At 47.0% G+C, this 16,498-nt stretch carries 16 protein-coding genes and 1 pseudogene; 9 read left to right on the forward strand and 8 right to left on the reverse strand.

What is annotated here, in order from left to right; translation table 11 throughout:
* Positions 1–8: 8 nt before the first annotated feature.
* Together P6910_RS18300 and P6910_RS18305 are read right to left on the reverse strand one after the other, a co-directional pair.
* Entirely contained in the window at positions 9–935 is a 927-nt protein-coding gene (locus P6910_RS18300; RefSeq protein ID WP_317142689.1) for a hypothetical protein, read from the reverse strand.
* Positions 936–1,119: 184 nt separating this feature from the next.
* A complete protein-coding gene (locus P6910_RS18305; protein WP_317142690.1) occupies positions 1,120–1,932 on the reverse strand; it encodes a hypothetical protein in 813 nt (270 codons plus the stop codon).
* 333 nt (positions 1,933–2,265) lie between these two features.
* On the opposite strand from P6910_RS18305, the gene sodB reads away from it, so the two are divergent.
* From sodB to P6910_RS18320, 3 genes are all read left to right on the forward strand, one after another.
* Entirely contained in the window at positions 2,266–2,847 is a 582-nt protein-coding gene (gene sodB, locus P6910_RS18310) for a superoxide dismutase [Fe] (RefSeq protein ID WP_317142691.1), read from the forward strand.
* Positions 2,848–3,318: 471 nt separating this feature from the next.
* Entirely contained in the window at positions 3,319–3,945 is a 627-nt protein-coding gene (locus P6910_RS18315) for a hypothetical protein (RefSeq protein WP_317142692.1), read from the forward strand.
* Between the two features lie 60 nt (positions 3,946–4,005).
* On the forward strand, positions 4,006–4,152 hold the full coding sequence (locus P6910_RS18320; RefSeq protein WP_317142693.1) for a hypothetical protein: 147 nt from the start codon (positions 4,006–4,008) through the stop codon (positions 4,150–4,152).
* Positions 4,153–4,262: 110 nt separating this feature from the next.
* On the opposite strand, the gene P6910_RS18325 is transcribed toward P6910_RS18320, so the two are convergent.
* Positions 4,263–4,697 carry a hypothetical protein gene (locus tag P6910_RS18325; RefSeq protein ID WP_317142694.1) on the reverse strand — a complete coding sequence of 145 codons (435 nt, stop codon included), beginning with the start codon at positions 4,695–4,697 and terminating at the stop codon, positions 4,263–4,265.
* Between the two features lie 123 nt (positions 4,698–4,820).
* Between P6910_RS18325 and P6910_RS18330 the strand changes: the two genes are divergently transcribed.
* Complete coding sequence (locus P6910_RS18330; RefSeq protein WP_317142695.1) at positions 4,821–5,045, forward strand: FitA-like ribbon-helix-helix domain-containing protein; 225 nt, start codon at positions 4,821–4,823, stop codon at positions 5,043–5,045.
* On the forward strand, positions 5,021–5,479 hold the full coding sequence (locus P6910_RS18335; RefSeq protein ID WP_317142696.1) for a type II toxin-antitoxin system VapC family toxin: 459 nt from the start codon (positions 5,021–5,023) through the stop codon (positions 5,477–5,479). Before P6910_RS18330 ends, P6910_RS18335 begins: the two co-directional genes overlap by 25 nt.
* Positions 5,480–5,652: 173 nt before the next feature.
* Here the strand turns inward: P6910_RS18335 and P6910_RS18340 are convergent, their stop codons facing one another.
* Both P6910_RS18340 and P6910_RS18345 read right to left on the reverse strand, forming a co-directional pair.
* A complete protein-coding gene (locus P6910_RS18340) occupies positions 5,653–5,997 on the reverse strand; it encodes a hypothetical protein (protein ID WP_317142697.1) in 345 nt (114 codons plus the stop codon).
* Between the two features lie 5 nt (positions 5,998–6,002).
* Positions 6,003–6,212, reverse strand: a complete 210-nt coding sequence (locus tag P6910_RS18345; protein WP_317142698.1) for a hypothetical protein — start codon at positions 6,210–6,212, stop codon at positions 6,003–6,005.
* A gap of 12 nt (positions 6,213–6,224) precedes the next feature.
* On the opposite strand from P6910_RS18345, the gene P6910_RS18350 reads away from it, so the two are divergent.
* On the forward strand, positions 6,225–6,620 hold the full coding sequence (locus tag P6910_RS18350) for a hypothetical protein (protein WP_317142699.1): 396 nt from the start codon (positions 6,225–6,227) through the stop codon (positions 6,618–6,620).
* 552 nt (positions 6,621–7,172) lie between these two features.
* On the opposite strand, the gene P6910_RS18355 is transcribed toward P6910_RS18350, so the two are convergent.
* Both P6910_RS18355 and P6910_RS18360 read right to left on the reverse strand, forming a co-directional pair.
* Positions 7,173–7,721, reverse strand: a complete 549-nt coding sequence (locus tag P6910_RS18355; RefSeq protein WP_317142700.1) for a WYL domain-containing protein — start codon at positions 7,719–7,721, stop codon at positions 7,173–7,175.
* A gap of 148 nt (positions 7,722–7,869) precedes the next feature.
* Positions 7,870–9,127, reverse strand: a pseudogene (locus P6910_RS18360) (ISNCY family transposase).
* A gap of 397 nt (positions 9,128–9,524) precedes the next feature.
* Between P6910_RS18360 and P6910_RS18365 the strand changes: the two are divergent.
* The 3 genes from P6910_RS18365 (at position 9,525) to P6910_RS18375 (ending at position 13,238) form a co-directional block, all read left to right on the forward strand.
* Positions 9,525–11,150 (forward strand): serine/threonine-protein kinase, encoded by a 1,626-nt coding sequence (locus P6910_RS18365; protein WP_317142701.1) that lies wholly within the window; start codon positions 9,525–9,527, stop codon positions 11,148–11,150.
* Between the two features lie 128 nt (positions 11,151–11,278).
* Positions 11,279–12,880 carry a serine/threonine-protein kinase gene (locus tag P6910_RS18370; RefSeq protein ID WP_317142702.1) on the forward strand — a complete coding sequence of 534 codons (1,602 nt, stop codon included), beginning with the start codon at positions 11,279–11,281 and terminating at the stop codon, positions 12,878–12,880.
* Complete coding sequence (locus P6910_RS18375; protein ID WP_317142703.1) at positions 12,858–13,238, forward strand: DUF393 domain-containing protein; 381 nt, start codon at positions 12,858–12,860, stop codon at positions 13,236–13,238. The genes P6910_RS18370 and P6910_RS18375 overlap by 23 nt, the downstream gene beginning before the upstream one ends.
* Before the next feature lie 15 nt (positions 13,239–13,253).
* On the opposite strand, the gene P6910_RS18380 is transcribed toward P6910_RS18375, so the two are convergent.
* Entirely contained in the window at positions 13,254–16,481 is a 3,228-nt protein-coding gene (locus P6910_RS18380) for a hypothetical protein (RefSeq protein ID WP_317142704.1), read from the reverse strand.
* Between the last annotated feature and the right edge of the window lie 17 nt (positions 16,482–16,498).

Below are 16,498 nucleotides of genomic sequence, written 5' to 3' on the forward strand. Positions count from 1 at the left end.
CAGAGTAATCATCTGGACTGCCCTGAGATGGCTTTGGTTGAGTCGCTCATAAACTCAATAAAATAGGGAAGCAGGACCTGATTGACCTCAGCCAGTGACGTCGTATCTATCCAGCCCGGGCCATGTAAACGTCTCTGTTTCTCAAGCTCTTGCCAGTTCAATGTGCAGGAGCCCAGGCTAATAAAAGGTCTTTGCTCGCCATTACCCGGAACGGCCCAGTCAAAACGAACCCTGCCAAGGTAAGGCCTGATGCTTTCTTCTCTGACAGAAATGGGCTGTTCGGAAATCAATCTGGAATTGGCAGAATAACGAGCACTCAGGAGAGCGTCAGAATTAAACAGTCCACTGGAGCCCATAATCAGGTATTTAACAGCCGGATGAGATTTGTACCAGCGCTTGAGACGCGCTTCATCATAAACAGCGTTTTCTCCCCCTAATCCGGTAAATGACATCCACTTTTTAAACTGGCAGCTGTCGATCTCCCGGGTCATGTTGGCAGGACAGGTATGTTCAACGCTGGATAACAGGGTCTGATAAAATTCCAGACTGTCACCTGCCCCAGCCAACGGGAATTGAGATCTGAGTATCTGGTAAAGTCTCACGCTGTTTTCAAAATCTGGCGACAATGTCAGATCACTCGTCACCTTGATGACAGGAACCAACAAACCTTTTGGTTTTGATTCCATTAGAGTCAACATGTCTGCAGAAAATGAGCACTGCCCTTTCAGGGTCATGTATTCTCCGGGCACCAGGGACTTAAGGGAGGGATTAGTATTCTTGACCTGCCATTGATGATTGAAAGTCCAGCCTGATGGCTTTTTCAGGACTGTATTTGTGGATTTGGAAGTGTCTGGTTTAGTCTCAAACCGGTCAATAAGTGAACAGGAAGAGGTCATGACTGCCATGGCAACCACCAGACATATGCGCACTGTCATGGGAAAAAAACCCATCATCGACCCACAGCTCCGGAAAGAGTTATTAATTTAAATGTAGCCAGTTTAAAACCGAATCTCGCTTTTCATTAAATGAAAGGTGGTTTCCAGAAGCTGTCAAGATGTTGCTGTCAAGATGTTGTTTAGCACCTTGCAGCGCCTGAAACCAATTACTCCGCTGTGAGGATTATTCCAGCCCCAGACCTTCCCTGGGGGGTTGTGTCAGTTCCCTGACAGTATCTTCCAGTTGCTGAAGTTTGCGGTTAACCTGCACCCGGAATGAATCAACAGCTTTAACCGCCTGCTGCTGATCTTCCACTTTCCTGGTGAGCTCAGCCTGAAGTTTTTTCTGATCAGCCACCAGCTTTTTCATTTCAGCGACCTGTTTGTCAAACTTCGCAAGGCTGTCCGTCATCATACTCTGGGCAGCCAACTGCTCAGTGCTAATGGCCTTCATCAACTGATCCATCTCACGAATACGCTTCTGCAAAGCGCTCAGCTGGCCAGATGCTTTATCCGCTGTTTTGCCTGCCTTATCTGCTTCCTTGAGAGCTTTGGCAACATTATCCTTATTGATAAGGATCCACTGGCGGTTTCGCTTATTCGAAACATCCCAGAGCTTGCGAATTTCAGAATTCACTACCTCCAGCTCAGATCGCAGGGCTGAGCCACTCTGATCAAGATTTTCACCGGTAGCAGTGATCTCTCCGGTCACGGTACTCAGTTTTTCCTGAGTGGCCTTCAGGGCCTGGCGGGTATCAGCCAACTCCTTTTGTATCAATTTGAATTGCCAGACGCCACCTGCCCCCAGCACAACAATCATTACCAGTACTAGCCAGGCCAATCCATTTCCACTTTTACCCGAAGGAGTTCGCCCTGTGCCCGCTTTGTTAACAGGAGGCGTTCCTCCGGTAGCCGCAGCTTTCCTGCGTCCTGGACGCTCGTCTGCCGCAATTGAGAAATCCGGTATATCGTTGATCGCCTTATTCTCTTCTCTCATGGGTTTCTCATCTGTCTCTTAATCCGCGATGGGCATCTGTTCCGCCATGGGCAGTTGTGGCGCAATATTACTATGAAATAAAGACTAGAATAAGGGCAATTGAGTTTATGATCGCTGCTGTAACAGAGAAAATCAGCGGAAGTGCCTATCACAATCCGGAAATATCCTGTTCATCAGACTATCTCAGGCTTTTTCTGACACCCGGGGGTTGAAGAGATGTCACACGCCCCCAAACTATCCACCACATAGATTCGTAATCAAACCGATGTTAATATCGTCGCGCGAGACGAATTCAGGTCAAACAAGATCAACCCCCAAGTGGAGAACGACAACATGGCTTTTGAACTTCCTGCACTGCCCTACGCACGCGATGCACTGGCTCCTCACATTTCTGAAGAAACTCTGGATTACCACTACGGCAAGCATCACAAGACCTATGTTGACAAACTGAACGGTCTGGTTGCGGGTACCGAGCTGGAAAGCAAGAGCCTGGAAGAAATCATCAAGACTTCTGAAGGCGGCATCTTTAACAACGCTGCTCAAATCTGGAACCACACGTTCTACTGGAACTGCCTGAGCCCTAACGGTGGTGGTGCTCCTGCCGGTGAACTGGCTGAAGCTATCAACAAAGCTTTCGGTTCTTTTGACGATTTCGTTGCTGCGTTCAACGACAAGGCGGTTAACAACTTCGGCTCTTCCTGGACCTGGCTGGTTAAAAACAGCGATGGTTCTGTTGAAATCGTAAACACCAGCAATGCGGGCACGCCTCTGACAACCAATCAGAAACCACTGCTGACCTGCGACCTGTGGGAGCATGCCTACTACATCGACTATCGCAATGTGCGCCCAGAGTACCTGAAACATTTCTGGGCACTGGTTAACTGGGACTTTGCTGCGGCTAATTACGCTGGTTAAGATTCTGATTGTCAGATAGCCAATTAAGTTGGCAATTGCCGCAACGTGTTGGAGATACCGACACTTAAGTTAGCTATCAGGATTGACTGTTAATCAATACCGTCTGCTGGTTCATTAGCAGACGGTATTTTTTTGTGCCTGATAAATGGAAACAAAATGAGCAGCGTGAAACAGGCTCTGGCTCAGGTTGACTGACCTCCGCATTTTCATCAAGGCCTACCTTGTTGACAAAATGCTCTCGTGCTCAGAAGGCAGCATGCCGCGAGCAGTCCACTCCCCAAGTTCGATTCAAAAGTGAGCTAACCTACAATGTCGTTGCCTGAACATTTGCCCCTTTATCGGATTGCGTTTTCAGCACCGGTGATATCAACTCCTTTCGCAAAGACAACCATCTTAGCCAAAGGTAAGTCACAAACTCTCCAACTACAGATCACGCACGCTATGAACAAGTCTGTCCTCTTTAAAATACTCATGAACAAAACTCAAGCAGAGCTTTTGAACCTGCTGGATAACGCGTGGGAAACCATGTCTACTAACCAGCGCGACACTATCTTTAGTGGCCTTATGTCAAAAGAGCAGTTTTCATTCCCGGCATCAGCAGATCAAACTCTCAAGGCAGTAGAGGACTTTCAGAAAAGCTCTCTGGATGGTGACTACTATGCACCCTTTGATATTAACTCCAAGAACTATATGAACATTCCCGAGGAGACAGATGCCTGGTTCGCAAAACTCGACGAGTTATTTATTGAGTCAACGAAACTGGTCAGACAAGAGGACTACCAAGTAGCCCTTGAGTGCTTTGATATTCTCTATGAGCTGCTTGAGGGCATTGTAGATGATGAGATTATCTTTGCTGACGAACTGGGCTCATGGATGTTTACCGGTGATGAGAAAGCCTACTTCACCGCCTATATCCAGGCAGCTGCGGCAACCTGCTCTGATGAAAACTTTGTCGATAAGGCCATATTTGCTCTCCATGAAGACAGAGACCGCTCCAGCTCTCTGAAGCTCTATTCAGTTATCAAGTCCATGGCCAGTCCAGTACAGATGGCCATGGTCGATCAGCAGGTAAAAGCGAGAAAGATAAAAGTCGCATAATCATTGGCTACCAGAGTCTGAATACCTCTGACAATGTGACTGCTCCCCGCCCTGTCGAGGGTGTCGCAAAACCCTCTCCAGCGTGGGAACGAGTTGACTCCTGTCATTCCCGGCTTCATTCTCGTCATTCCCGCGAAGGCGGGAATCCACACTGACTCACCACCAGAACCATACTGCCCGCTACCCCCCTGGCCCTGTCATCCCTGAGAAGGCAGAGATCCAACGTTGGCGCTGGATTCCCGCCTTCGCGGGAATGACGACCTCAGAGGATGGGAACGAGCTGTTGGTGTTTTGCGACACCCTCTTTAGGGCAGGGTTCAGTGACTGGTACTGCCCATAAAACAGGTCTTACTGCCATCTGCCAGAGTAATGACACCCGCCTTGCCATGTACAAGTCCAAAGGCTTCATCGGGTAAAACCCGCACCTCCATTTTGCCGGAAACCAGAAACTCATAGAGTTTCTTGAATCGTTTATGACTGGCTTCTGGAAGCTTTTCAGGCTCACCTGCACACCAATCCCGGCGCATAGCCTGCTGGGCGGCCTTGGCAGTAATAACATCGTCAGCTGAGAGTTCAGAATTACAGATTACCCGGACTTTTCCAGACAAGCTGTCCAGAGCTTCGCCTGCCACTTCGAATATGCTCGATCGAAAAAAACCGGCAATCCGGTCATAAGATTGGGCGCCAGCCAGTTTTTCACTGATAAACGATTGACTCAGCGGCTGCTGGCGGGATGAATAACGCTGAATCAAAAGAGTGCCTGATACATAATGAATAGTTGATCATATTGCTTACACGCCATTAACGCCAGTATGCTTTCAATATGCTAGCATATAAAATGGTAGCGCAATGACTTAGCATAATGGAGGCCCCCTATGGCGACACTGACCATTAGAAATCTGCCCGATGAACTGGTTGAGCGCCTTAAACTGAAAGCCAAAGCAGCCAATCGTTCCATGGAGCAGGAGGTGCGGGAACTGCTGGAAGCCAGCTACCCCAGGAAGCAGGATACAATTGACCGTATCAGAAGCCGCTGGAACCAGCTCCCGGAAACCCATCATGAAGAAATGGACGAGTGGCGCAACGAAGGGCGTCCATGATGGCAAATAAGGGCATAAAAGCAGCTGTCATCGATACCATGGTATTTGCCTATGGTCTTCTTAACGAAACGGACTTTGCAGAAGATTCACTCACAACCATCGCTCGTACAGAAACTATTCACGTGCCCGACTCCATCAGGGCCGAGCTGACCAATGTGCTATGGCAGTGGATTACCCAAAAAAGCATTTCCGTGCAAACCGGCCTGGATGTGCTTCAGGATGCCAGCACCCTGTTCAGCCGTGTTCATCCGACCGAACATTACTGGCGGGAGGCCTTGATTCTGGCCTGTGAAGACAAGCACCCTGCTTATGACACCCTTTTCATTGCCGTGGCGAAAGGCCAGAATATCCCCCTGGTGACTTACGATAAAAAGCTGCTGAAAAAATATCCTGACATAGCCATCAGGCCCGATGTGTATATTCGAACCCTCTGAATACAAAGAACCTGCAACCCTGACCACTCGCTACATATTAGAATGGGCACCGTTGCAGGCCTGTGACTCAATAGGTAGCAGCTGGAGCAGGAAACGCAAGCTGCTCGAAAACCGGTAGGTCGTTCAAACCATTTCGCTTTTCACCCTTCCTGGCACCATGCCAGCAACCAGACTCATCCTGCAGCTCTTTCGCTTTCATCCCACTGCTCACAGGCTTCACTGAAACAACCCTGATAGCGGGCTTTGAGTATGCGCACCAACTGATCCTCAGCCTGATATCTAGCCTCTGTGTTCTGATAGCCAACAGCATTCACAACCGCTGTGACAAACTCATCAGATACACTGGCAAGGCTTTCAAGCTCATGTCTGAGATAAGTCACCCAGGCGTCTTTCAAGTAACGGCGGTAAGAAGCCTTAACCTTGATTTCCCGACAAACACAGGCCTGTTGCTCCTTAACATCCCGAAAAACATTGCGCCCCAAACCACTACGAGCAGCTCTTGATGAGAAGGGGCGCAACCGCTTTAACCGTTAGTATTCTCCAACGCCCCCGCCAGGGTTTTAGCGGCTTCGGCATCAGCCTCCCAGTGATCCAAATGATCAATATGCTCCATTCGGCTGAGGTAGTGTAATACTTCAATCAACTTTTTCCGGTCCTTCCAGAAGTTTTTCAGCTCTGTTTTCAGGTAGTTAACACCCTGCTGAGCGGATTCCTGTTTGATGGTTTCATGCACAGCAAACAGTGCATGCCGAACGACAGAAGCATCGAAGCCATGATCTTTCAGGTGGCTGCGACCAAACTCCCTTGGGGTTTTAAAACGCACTTCATTGGCTTTGGTTTTGGCGTACATAAACTGGTATTCCCGTACACCGAAACCTTTGGCCAGCTCCTGATAAGCTCCGGCACGGAGTTCACCGTGTTTTTCCAGCTCCAGGCCTTTCAGGTACAGGCGTTCATCGGCGGTCAGGTTTTTCCACTGGAACTCATCGAAGCCTCCGGGTACCAGATGGTTACAGGCAATTTACACCGCCTGGTCGATCAGCTTCTCAAACTCGGATTTCTGGCCTTTTTGTTTTTCCCGGTACAGTTCGTTTTCGATATTGATACCTTCAATCCCACTTTACTGGGTCAGCACTCTTAGCGCAGCCGCATAAGCTGTCAGCTGGTAATCAGTATCGCCAAAATTAGGGAGCGTTCTTATCTAACCAGACGATCAATTTACTGATGTTACATGCTAACCAGTTCATGATGGCTGCTATCTGAAGCATTCTCATATTAATTGCGTGCCAAGCGTTCATGGCGAGTTGCAACTCGCCGAAAGTTCTTGAGCTTTTGGAATAGTCGCTCAATTAGATTTCGCTCCTTGTCGATTTCTTTGTCATATTTTCGCTGATCTACCCGATTCGCTTCGGAGTAATCACTGCTTTAGCACCTGACTTCTTGACCTCGAGGAGGAATGCATTCTTAGGTCAGACAGGACAAAACCAGCCATAGCCGCATTCGTTACAATATTTGCAACAGGCTTTTCTGTTAGCCCTAGATCCATTTGGAGCGCCTCTGGGTTTGAGTGCTCTCGATGGGGAGCCAGTGTCAGGGTTACAGAAGTATTCCAATGCTCATCCTGAGGTAACTTATCTGAATTAGAGGGCTTACTTTTCTCAGCAGAAAGCAGCCTTGAAAACCTGTAATTCTTTTAAGACTCCCTGGCTTTGTCGTAAGCCCTGAAGTACCAACTACCTTGGCTTGAGAAAATATGTTGTGGAATAACGCACCTGTTACCTGCCTCTGAGCTTGCGGAAATGTAATGGATATCCACAGCACATTCCTGTACAAGTGCTGAAGTAATCGTTGCAACCAGATCAGCACTCAATGCAGCCATAAATTCCTGTACGACAGCAGCTCCGTATTTAGGGTATGACAATTGACGCTCCTCAATTCCATAAGCCAAATGTCTCAGCGCTGAATGAGGGTTATGCTCGTATTTAGCTGTAAAAGAATCTGATGCCATGTAACTACGCTGACTGACGTCAAAGGACATATTTTCAGGGTACTTCTCCCGATACGCTTTCAGTGCCCGGCTTGCTGTAGCAATAGCAATAGCAATATCAATGTGACGCATCAGGTCACTCTTGCCAACTTTACCCCAAAACATCAAGTAATAATCGATTTGCTTAAGTCTTAATTCGTGCCTGTCAGAAAGCCCCAGAAAATTTACAGCGAATTCTGGTTGACATCCATTCATAGCGACTGAACTTTACTGCTACGGCAAGCAAAGGCTATTTTTTGTACTCATTTGCGTGAAATACACACAAAAGCACCCTTTCCAAATCGTGCAAAACCCTCATGCATAGCACGATAAAACAAAAACTGACTGGTAACAGGCTGGAAAGCTATTGACGGTCTCTGGTCAGAAGTAGTTTACCTAACCGCTTCAGATTGCTGGCAACAACAGCCAGTGCAACGTACCGCTGGAATCCTTCAATGCCTTTATCCGGGCATTTGTCGAAGCCATTGGCTTCCAGTGCATTGACGTCTGACTCTACGGCTGAGTGTTTTCTTTTTGCCCGGATAAATTCAGGATGGAATTCTCGTTTTTTGTCATTGGCTGACAGCCTGCCTTTCTTCGGCAGAACCGGGCGCTCAAGGAGAACTTCCAACTTCTCAAGATTGTCCGGGCTCCAGAAACCCTTGTCGTAGCCCACCTGGTTCAGTGCTGGAAATCGCTTTTTAGCCGCTTCTGCCATAGGCACAGCAACCTGGTCGCCTGTTTGCCTTTGCATGACCAGATGATGCAGGGTAAAACCAAATTGATCCTGTAGCACGCACACTCGTAGCCCCAGTTCTTCTGGCGTAACGGCTTTGCCTTTGCTGATCCATTCAGTGTGAGGTTCAAAAATCGAGAATATCTTCTCGCTGTGGGGAATCTGTTCGTGCTCAATGACTCGCCGATAAATCAGAGCTATCTGGTGCTTGCCATGAGCGATGTGGTATTTGAGATTTTCCAGCCTTGGTTCATCGGGGTGTTTTTTCACCAACAAAGATAAGGTCACTTCTGCTTTGTAAAGAACGGAGGTGCTGTACTTGATGTACTCTATATGAGCCATCTCAATATCGTGCTGTCGCAGGCGCTTTTTCAGCTCACAGGAAGCACCGGAATGTTTCAGGATTCGTGCTTTTTGGTAATGCTTACGGTGCTGATTCTTGAGATATTCACGCTGGCGCCACCCCGTAAGCTGGTACTGGTCAGCAAGGGCTGACGCAAACTCGATACTTTTACGGCAAGCGTCGCTCAATAGGTTGATATCCGTAGGGAAATGAACATCGGTTTTGACTACGAACGAATCGGCACGGCCATGTAACGGTTCGTCTTTTTTTAACCAGTATGTGGCCTGCTGCCACGACGATTTGGTTCACCTGATCCAGTATTTCAGGGGTGAAGTGGCTGATATTATCCTGCAATGTCTGTATAGGGTAAGAGTGCGTACAGTAAGGGCCGTGGCCAAGCATTTGTCTAAGGGTGCCATGTTCATTGGCAAGCTCTCTCAGACGGTCGAAGTCGCAGTTAGTGACCAGCCGGAGTGAACCCAGTACTAAGATTTTCCAGAACTCCATGCCAGGGCGACCATTGTCCTGGCCAGTGGAGGTCATGGTATCAAGTACTTGAAAGACCTGATTGCGTAGTTCGATATTTGTCAATATGTGCTACAAAGCTCGCAACAATCGAGGAATATCGTCCCTTGATTTAGCATCGAAGGTGATGGCAGAGATATCAACCTCTCCCAGCTGCATTTGTGGGTTGATGGTTTGGCGCATAAATGTGAAAACAGCCTGTTTTGGTAAATCTTCAAGGACTATATGAGGCTGAAGGCTTCTTTATTCAAGTGCTTGAGGGTTTTCGGACAGGCACTAGTTAGTCGTAGCAGGCTGTATAAGACGATCTCCAAAAAACCTTCACTCACTCGCCTCTTGATAAATCCACTCCGTTAACTACCTCTAATCCCTGCCGATGCACTCCTTAATAGTTAACGTAGCCAGGGAAAGATCCGTGGATATTCCAGGAAAGAAGTCAGGGCCTGCCATTAATGTCTCTAATGCCCCTGAGCAGGCGCAGCCAGAACAGAAGGAACAGGGTAATTGGCAGGGTAAGAAAGTTCAGCTGAATGATGTACCGGTCGAAGACCTGAGGCACAGCTCTTCAAGCTCAGGCTCAGACTCTGCTTTTGCTGAATCATCTGACTTGTCTGACTTTTCGGTTTCTTCCCACCCCTCAAGCCCGGGAGAATTCAGTGAAACTGAACTCTTTCCTGAAGATGATGTTTTTACTTATCACTCTCCTTTGAATGAAACGGCCCATCTGGCTAAAAAAGAGCTGGGCAGAGGGCGCTTTGCAACGGTACATCGGGTTATTCAGGAAAAAAGCGAAGGCAAGCAAGAACATTTTGCATTAAAACAGACTCATTTGGGTGACCAGGGACTAGGTGAAGACAGGATATTAAAGAAGTTGGGAGAGCATCCAAATATTGTCAGCAGTTATGGTCTGGTCGAAGTCGACGGGGTCAGTGGGCTCCTGACAGAGTTGATTGAAGGCCCCTCTCAGGATAGCGTGATGATGCTTCTTATTGAGCTTTATGGAAATGGCAGGCTCAGCAGTCAGGCGTTTTTCAATGTTCTGGCGTTTATGGAGTACGAGAAGTTCCGGGCACTTGATCACCTGCACAAGAAAGGCGTTGTCCACAATGATCTGAAACCCAACAACGTCATGATTGATCTTAAAAGCGGCCGCTTGAAACTGATTGATTTTGGTGGTGCCAAAGAAGAGGGTCAAAAAGCCAGTTATAGTCACGAAGACTACGCTTCTCCGGAATTGTACAGATCGGAGTTAATTAAGAAAGAGGAAGTTAAAGCCAGCTATGCAACGGATGCCTTTGCTCAGGGGCAACATCTCTACCGTTTTTTGAACAGTCTGGATCAACCCCATATTCATTCCTTTACCAATGGCGCAGATCCATGGGGCAAATATACGCCCAATCAACGATCTGAAGCGGCTTTTGAGGTACTTAAGGCATTTCTTGAGTATCAGAAGCCCAATTTTGATGGCAGTTACAAACAGGCAATGAAGCCGGTAAGTCCTGAATTAACAGAGGACGATCTGAAGACTGAGTCTGAGCGTATGAAGCTGCAAGAATTTAATCTGGATAGTCTGCTGACCTCCAGTGACGAAATTAGCAGCATTATAAAGTTGCTGGATGGGGATTTGAGCGCCAGTGACGTAGAAAGAATCAAAAAAATGCTGCATGGAAAATTAAACACCAAAGACAGTGAGACAGCGCAAACACTGCTGGACGGGCCGCTCTTATCTCATGATATCAAGGCTATCAAACGATTGCTCTATAGCAAGTTAACGACACCTGAAAGAGAGACGGTGGCCGATCTCGGACACCTGATAGCCTCTGCAGAAGAGATGAAGAGAAGTAAAAGCCAGCTGATTAATATGATTAACCGCCTGCTGCACCCGTCGCCCGAGCAGAGAATGACACCAGAGCAAGCTTTGCAGCACCCCTGGTTTACTGAGCGTACGATAGACAAAGAGCAGGCTTTAAGAACTCTTCAGATGGCCGCTGATGTCCTCAGAGGAGACGATGAAACTGGTGCAAATAAGCCTTTTGTCTGAGTGACTGAGCCCACCTCGGAGCGCCTTCAAAACCCTTCACTCTCTTCTCCCGGATAATCCGCTCCCGTTAATTGCCTCTCATTCCTGCCGATGAACTCATTAATAGTTAAAGTAACCGGGACAAATCCGTGGATATTCCAGGAAAGAAGTCAGGGCCAGCCAATGCTGCCTCACCCCCTCCTGAACAGGCGCAGCCGGAACAGGAGAAGCAGGGGAAGTGGCAGAGTAAGAAAGTTCAGCTCGAAGCGCCGGTCAAAAATTTGGAGGAACGCCCTTCAGGCTCAGGCTCTGATTTCAGCGGTATCTCCAGCTCTTCGATTTCTTCTTACCCGTCAAGCCCCGGAGTTGTCAGTGATAGTGAAGTGTTTCCTGAAGATGATGTCTTCACACATTCCTCACCATTGAATGAATCGGCCCATCTGGCTAAGAAGGAATTGGGCAGAGGACGCTTTGCATCGGTACATCGTGTTATCCAGGAAAAAAGTAAAGGCGTTAAAGAACATTTTGCATTAAAACATACTCATTTGGGTGACCGGGGAGAACGGGAAGCCAGGATATTAAAGAAGTTGGGAGAGCATCCAAATATTGTCAGAAATTATGGGCTGGTCGAAGTCGACGGCGTCAGCGGGCTCCTGACGGAGTTGATTGAAGGCCCCTCCCAGGATAGCGTAATGATGCTTCTGGTCGAGCTTTATGGCAATGGCAGGATCAGCAGTCCGGCGTTTTTCAATGTTCTGGCGTTTATGGAGTACGAGAAGTTCAAGGCGCTTGATCACCTGCATAAAAAAGGCATTGTCCATAACGATCTGAAACCCAATAACGTCATGATTGATCTAAAAAATGGCTGCTTGAAACTGATTGACTTTGGTTGTGCCAGAGAAGAGGGCAAGAGAGCCAGTTATAGTCATGAAGACTACGCTTCTCCGGAATTATACCGATCAGAGTTTAAAAAAGAGGTAGTCAGAGCCAGTTATGCGACGGATGCTTTTGCTCAGGGGCAACATCTGTACCGTTTTTTGAACAGTCCGGGCCAGCTCCATATTCGCTCCTTTACCAATGGTGCAGAGCCATGGGGTAAATATACCCCCGACCAACGATCTGAAGCAGCTTTTGAGGTCCTCAAGGCATTTCTTGAGTATCAGAAGCCTAATCCTGATGGCAGTTACAAAAAGGCAATGAAGCCAGTGAGTCCTGAATTAACAGAGGATGATCTGGAAGCTGAGTCTGAGCGTATGAAGCTGCAAGAATTTAATCTGGACAGCCTGCTGACCTCCAGTGGTGAAATTGGTGTCATTACAAAGATGCTGGACGGTGAGTTGAACGCCAATGACATAGAAAGAATCAAAAAAATGTTGCATGGAAAATTGAATGCCAAGGACAGTGATACCGCTCAGGCACTGTTGAATGGACCACTTTCATTGGATGATATCCAGGCCATCAAACGGCTGCTCTTCGGCAAGTTAACCACGCCTGAAAGAGAGACAGTAGCCGATCTGGGAAAACTGATAGAGTCTGCAGAAGAGATGAAGAAAAGTAAAAGCCAGCTGACTGACATGATTAACAGTTTGCTGCACCCGGTGCCCCGGCAAAGATTGACGCCAGAGAAAGCTTTGCAGCATCCCTGGTTTACTGATCGGACAATAGACAGAGAGCAAGCCCTGAAAACACTTCACAGGGTTGCTGATGTCCTTAAAGGAGATGAAGGCGATGCAAATAAGAGTTTTGTATGACGGCCTCTGTCCTCTTTGTACGAAAGAGGTCGCCCGCTGGCAAAATGCCCGTTTTCGCTGTGAAGTAGAGTGGTTTGATATCACCGGTCAGGAAAAGGTACTGGAAACCTGGGGAGTTGATCCCGGCAAGGCCCTGCTGGAATTACACACCATAACCAACGATGGTCAGGTTTATACCAGTATTGACAGCTACGCTCTCTTGCTCAGTCAGCTACCCGGTTGGGCCTGGCTGGGGTGGATCATGAGTCTGCCCGGCCTGAAACAATGCCTGAAATGGACCTATGACTGGATGACCAAAGTCCGCCTGAAAAAAGAGGGACGCTGGCCGGGTCAGTGCAACACAAAACAATGTAAATAGCCTTGCACTTTTTCATTACTGACTATCATCTTCCGTGTGCTGGTGTGCGAACGCAAAAATATTGCCGGCAAGCAATGTAAGTCCCCTGACCAGACTGACCAGAGGAAAGACAGCGTTATTGGCTCCCAGATTGAGTTCGTCATTGACATTGTGGAAATCTCTGGGGAATTCTTTTTGCCTGTCGAAGATACTCAAGCCTTTTGGGTACAGTGTGCTATCCAGATTTCCAGTCTCCTTTATATGTTTTGAGAAACACTCAACGGAAGGATCAAATGCACAAGCGTCTGTGGCCTCACGAGGTTGCCTGGCCGTCCAGTAAAGAATTTCCCGGGCTATTCGCTTCAGCCATGCACGGTATGTGTCATCGTCAAGCCCCATAAGTTCTTGCAGTCTTGGCCTGGGCGGCGACTCTTTTTCTTTTGCTAACAGGCCTGAAAGGTATTCGTTCAGTAGTTGCTCAATAAAGTTTTCTGTCTCTTCCACTGCCTGTTGATTTTGATAATGATAATCCGGCGAGTCACGGCGCAGGCGTGCTCTTAACAACACGGCTGCCAGCAGATTTTCGCAGAGGGCATTGACAAAACTTAACCGCTGCATAACTTCTGGACTATGACCCGAAGTTTTTGAGTCTCTGGCAGAGAGGCCGCTTTTCATTGCGCCATAGAACTCAACATCGCCCCAGTCCCGTAAACCATCCCAGCCAAAATCAGGGCGCTCAATGGCCTTGATCCAACCTCCAAATGTTCCGGGTAATGGAAAGGCAAAACAGTCGGAGTTACCCAGCAATGGGCTAAGGAACAGCCAACGACGTCCAGTATCATGAAATGCCGGGATCGTTGACGTAGGCATAACCCCAACGCTGCCATTAAGTACTCCAATGTCGTGAATGGCGTCCAGCAAGCCTCGCTCAGCAATCGCATACGGGGTTCTGCTTTGATCCGGAGTATGAGCGTATTGACCGTAGTTTTTTGTCGCTTTGAAGTGGTAGACCCGGAAGGCTCTTTCACCATCAATATCACACACTTGTAAGCGATCAGTGAAACCCCGGGCACTCTCGGGAAGATCCTTTTCCAGTAAAATAAGGAACTCGCCAAAACGGGGTTTCCGGCTCTTAAAGCGGTCACTTCCAGCAATAAATTGATGCATAATGCCTTCCTGCGCCAGGGTGGCTACGGACTCTCCAAGTCGCTGGAATTTATAGTAATCAACTTCCTCACCATTCTTTACTGCCAGTGTTCGACCACCCACAATGTCTCCCTTTCCTGCAAATAGCGACAATGAATCTTGATCTTGACCAGGATAAACCCGTTGAAATTCTGTTTTACCGGCACGAGCAAATTCTGACTGCAATTGTCGACCGGAGGCCAGATCTGCAAAATGAAGATCAAATGCCTCGAGAGCCACCATCAATGCAAATGCCAAAGTATTGGGTTGTTGAAATTTGAGCGGATTCACCGGCTCCGTTAATGTGCCGGAGGCATCCAGTTCGTAGAAAAGGGCAGGATTATTGAGATAAGCCAGAGTATCATCAATTAATTGTCGGGGCACACAATCTCTCAACTCCACCATTGACTGTTGCTTGTTGGCAATCATCCTGGTAGCCAGGACATGAATAAGCCTTTTCCGGATTAGTGGGTCATTACAACACTTCGCCAGATATTCGCTGTCATTAAAACGACTTAAAAAAAATTGAAAATGTTCAATGTAGCCTACAATGAGGTCGGCTTTTTCGGGCCGTAAATGTCTGGCGATCATATGCACTTCTCCAGCATCAAAAGGGTCAGAATCAAGAACCATAGCATCTTGCAGCAGCAATATTTTTTCCGGAAAAGCACAGGAAGAATTGTCAGGAAAGTACGGATAAACCCTATTCATGACACAGGTTTTAAAAGCCTCATCTGCATTCACTTTATTAAAGAAACAAGAAAGGATTTTCGTATCAAGATATCGGCTTATTTCAGGTCTGCTGCTTAACATTTTTGATAGTGATTGCTTTCCTGTTTCAATCAAATCCTGAAGCAAATCATCATCCAGATTTTCAACAACTATAACAAAAAAAGGATTAGCTTCTACCAGTCTTTTTAACAATAAAGCAAATCTTTTCCTGTCACCACTGAATCCATCCATGCAATTTTGATAAATATTAGACAAGGGATAGATTTTTGAACCTTCAATTTCCATTATGACTTCTAATGTTGCCGAAGTCGTTTTCAGAAGTACTTCCTCAAAAAAATCAGGATCATTATTCAGCATCTCATACTGATGATCACCTTTGAAAATAGTGAAAAAATCAACCAGCAAATTACCACCATTGAGCGAATCCAAAATGACCTTTTTTGTTATAAACTGATCCGGAACCTCTGATAATCTGCACAGACGTTTTGATAATTGCAAAAGGCAGTACTCTTTGTTTTTCTCTCTGATAGTTGCTGGTAGATCATGAAGCTTTATTCTTCCTGAACCGATAAGCTCATCATAAAAGTCATCATCTTTAAAGCTGTCCGGCAAAACACTGATAGACTTTATTTTGGCTCTGGTATCCAGACACTCATAAATCGGCACTGCCAGTTTCGGCGGTGTACCACGGGGGATACTATGCAAACCTGAGTATTCAGTCAGAAAGTCAATATCATTTTTTAATTCTTCAGGAAGGACTTCGTAGCTGAGTCTCGAGCCTGTTTTTCTGGAACCACTCAGTAATATCTGTTTTTTTCTTTCAGGCGTTGATAGTAATACATCCCTCATTTTATCACTTGCTGCCATTTCGAAAACATCCCAAAGATGATTTCTTATTATCCCTGACAAAAGGGTTGATGATTTGAAATAATCTTCAGGCAATTTTTCTTTAGGGCGATAATGAAGAAAGTCGATGACATCTATAAATTCATCTATTGAGAGTCTACCTTCTTTACCATCAATGAGTTCTTTAATCAGCTCGACTTGTCTGTCGCTGATGACGGCAGTATTCGCACCCTGAATGGCTTTGAGTTTTTTTAATTTTCGTTTGGGTTTAGTGGCTTCACAGCTATCGACATCTGAAGCAACGACTCTATGGGAAATTCCGATATCTTTTGGTCCTGTTAATGGCATGAAATCTGCGCGATTAACGCCCAGTAGCTCACCGCTGACAGGGCTGACGATTCCGCCGAAAGCATTGCCCTGCTTCATTTTAACATCGGCTGTAACCGTGCAAGCAGACAGATTTGTCTCCAGATTACATAAAGATTGAGGTAATCGATCCATCGTTTTTCTCCAGTCTC

The organism is Endozoicomonas sp. 8E, from assembly GCF_032883915.1.
GTDB lineage: Bacteria > Pseudomonadota > Gammaproteobacteria > Pseudomonadales > Endozoicomonadaceae > Endozoicomonas_A.